At 45.7% G+C, this 3,254-nt stretch carries 3 protein-coding genes; all 3 read right to left on the reverse strand.

What is annotated here, in order from left to right:
• Nucleotides 1-152: 152 nt before the first annotated feature.
• Genes AC1WIP_RS13505 through AC1WIP_RS13515 form a run of 3 tightly spaced genes read right to left on the reverse strand, consistent with a single transcriptional unit; the run spans nt 153 to nt 3,144 of the window.
• Complete coding sequence (locus AC1WIP_RS13505) at nt 153-836, reverse strand: MBOAT family O-acyltransferase (protein ID WP_481142319.1); 684 nt, start codon at nt 834-836, stop codon at nt 153-155.
• Nucleotides 837-1,544, reverse strand: coding sequence for an MBOAT family O-acyltransferase (locus tag AC1WIP_RS13510; protein ID WP_481142317.1), 708 nt, complete (start codon nt 1,542-1,544; stop codon nt 837-839).
• 1 nt (nt 1,545) lies between these two features.
• Nucleotides 1,546-3,144, reverse strand: coding sequence for an alginate O-acetyltransferase AlgX-related protein (locus AC1WIP_RS13515; protein ID WP_481142318.1), 1,599 nt, complete (start codon nt 3,142-3,144; stop codon nt 1,546-1,548).
• Between the last annotated feature and the right edge of the window lie 110 nt (nt 3,145-3,254).

The raw sequence follows: 3,254 nt of genomic DNA on the forward strand, positions 1-3,254 counted from the left end.
TTTGGAGGGCTTCGGCCCTCCAAACCTCCCGGAAGGGTTTTTTGACAGTCTGAAGCCACATTGCTCTACCGCAATGTGGCTTCTTTGACAGCCTGAAACAGGAGACATCGCTACCATCTCCCGTTCTTATGATGCACCCTTGCCAGCCATGCTCAAAAGCGGAAATAGAGGAATGGGCTGAATCCGCTCCCTAACATATAGGAGATGGCAATGAGAAAAACAATCACCAAAAAGACGTCATATATAATTTGCGCCTGCCCACGCAACCGCAGAACTATGCTCCTTCCCACAGGCAGTGAGAAGAAGGTAGCTACAACCAGGCAGAATACTAACTGCGGGTTCATGTGGATATACAGTTCTATCCACGCACCATCGCTGAAGGTAAACATGCTCATCAAGTAATGCAGCGCGCTTCCTAGGTTTTCTGCGCGGAAGAAAACCCAACCTACCATGATGATAAACAAGGAATAAACGTGCTGCAAAACCCGTGGAAGGCGATCCAAAATAGCGTGGCCACCCGCCCTCTCAAAGATGAGAAACACCGCATAGTATAGACCCCAGACAATAAAATTCCAGCTAGCTCCGTGCCAGAGTCCGGTAAGGAAAAAAACGATAATCAGATTCCTGTATGTGCGCCAGATCCCGTTACGACTGCCTCCCAAGGGAATATACACATAGTCTTTGAACCAAGTAGAAAGGGAAATGTGCCATCTGCGCCAAAACTCTCGGATGGATCGGGAGATATAGGGATAATTGAAGTTTTGTGCAAATTCAAAACCGAAGATTTTTCCCAATCCGATGGCCATATCAGAATATCCGCTAAAGTCAAAATAGATTTAGAATGTGTAGGCAATCGCTCCCACCCAAGCGCTAGGTGCGGAAATGTCGCTGGCATTAAACATGGTGTCCACCAGCGGTGCAAGCTGGTCAGCCAGAATAATTTTTTTTGCAAATCCGGCTGTAAAACAGCGCAGACCATCATAAACCTTATCTAAAGACAGCTCGCGTTTCTTGATTTGCGCTTCAATATCAACATACCGTACGATGGGGCCAGCGATGAGCTGAGGGAAAAAAGATATATAAAGCCCCAAGTTTAACACATTTCTCTGTGCTGGCACGTTTCCCCGGTAGACATCGATCACATAGGAGAGAATCTGAAAGGTGTAAAAAGAGATTCCGATGGGCAGAGCCACTTGTGGAATATCCAGGTTGAACGGCAATACCCGGTTTAAATTTTCAAACAAAAAACCGGCATATTTATAGTAGCCCAAAAGGCCAAGATTAAATACTACAGCCAGGCACATAAGCAGGGAACACAGCTTATCCCGCTTTATGCTGCGCGTCTTTTCAACGCTGAGACCGAAGACATAATTGGCCAGGATGGAAAGCAACATCAGCAGAATATACTGCGGCTCACCCCAGGCATAAAAGAACAGAGAGGCAAGCAATAGAACGTAGTTTTTTACCTTAGCAGCGCTGAAATAGTATACAAACGCCGTGATAGGAAGAAAAACAAACAGGAATACAGCAGAACTAAATACCATCTTATCTGACTTCTCCTATATAAACAATTTGCATAGACAACGTGCGCGTGTCATCATTTATTCCAAGCTGTGCGGGAATAAAAGACCGGGAGCAATAAAGCTCAATTTCATAGATATCGTTCTCCACCGGACTGAGCATGTCCGGGGTTAGAATGATACTGCATGAACCGTCAGAATTCACAAAGGAGTCTGCTTTCTTTTCCTGGTTGACATAGACAACCAGTTGCACATCCTCACCCTGGAATAGCTCCGTGGGAAAATTAAGCTGAAGCTCCAGACCATTTTGGGTGATCATGGGGTTTTGGAGGGTGACATAGCTCTTCCCGGTAGACCAGCAGAAACCCTCTTCAAATCCATACAGACCACCGCACACATCGTCACCAGTCAGCGCAGAGGCATCCAGATTTACTCCATACGTCTTGGACGCAACCTGATTTGGAATATAGGAGTCCAGAAACTGATCCAGGTATTCTGCAAAACCATTGGAATAGTTGGGGAGCGCAGAGTCGTTGACCTCTATGACAACAAAATCTGCCCAATCCAGATAACTGGCCAGATCTATGTCATTCCAACCGCTGATGGACTGCCAAATCCCGTCTTCTACAACATAAGTGTTGTAATTGAGATAGACATAGCTCTCGTTCGGGAAAAATGCGTAGTAGTCATACTCTAACCCTTCGGAAAAAGAGCCGCCCTGCTTCAAAATATTCAGCTTGTCATAGGCATCTGTGTAAACCGGTGCCACTTCATACTCATAATACGTCTGGCCAGATACGTCCTCATAGAGGTTTTGGAGCTGAAACACATCCGAATCCCGCCAAAATGGTGTTTCACTGGTGCGGACATCCATCAGCTCCAATTTGCGAAAACTCTTGCCCGAGATGTCTTCCAGCTTTTCAAAAATCGCGTTGGAAGCCTGCTGTTCAATAGGCCTCGCCCAGTGGATTCCCGTAGTATAGAATAGAGGATATTCCCTGTGCTGTTCAATGATCTCCCGGGTGTCCAGATAATTGACGTCAGTCTGTTCAATCAGTGTTCGGAAAAGGGAGATGCTGCGCTCCCCGTTCTCCGGCTTTTGCATCCAGTATTTTTCCGGAATGTTCTCGGGATAATACTCAGCTTTGGAGGGCGTTGTATAGATAAGAAAATGCTTTCCAAGTTTCTCTAACTTATCCTGAACGCTCTCCAAGTGCCCAATGTATTCCTGCATCGCCTGCTGATTCTCCGCCAGGGAAAAATCATACGCCTGCCAGAGGCTGAGATATTCATTGATGTAGCCAAGGCCAATGATGTCCTTATTCTTTCCGATGATCCACTCGCTTCCCTGGTTAAACAGACTGTATCGAATTTGATTATACAGCTTAATGAAGACACCGCGAGGAATGAGGCTGGTATTTAGCCACTGCTCATATTCGGACTGGTAGTTTCCATCCACAAATCCCTGCAGAGATTTTTCAGGTGCCTGCGTACCGCTTGCAACCCCAACCAAAGGAAGATCATACCGCTTGCCCGTAAGCGTGTAAACCTCTTGCAGCACCAGGGGAATGAAGATGATGCAGGTAATGATGATGATAAAAATTGTCTGACGGGGCCTTGTCATAACGTTCTCCTATCTTCTTTCATTCAATTTAAAAGGCATGCTTTAAGATATGTCTGAGTGTGTTTCTAAAAGAATAAAATCAAGTAATCACTGAGAAAATATGCAAAAGA

Source organism: Acetatifactor sp., from assembly GCF_982438285.1.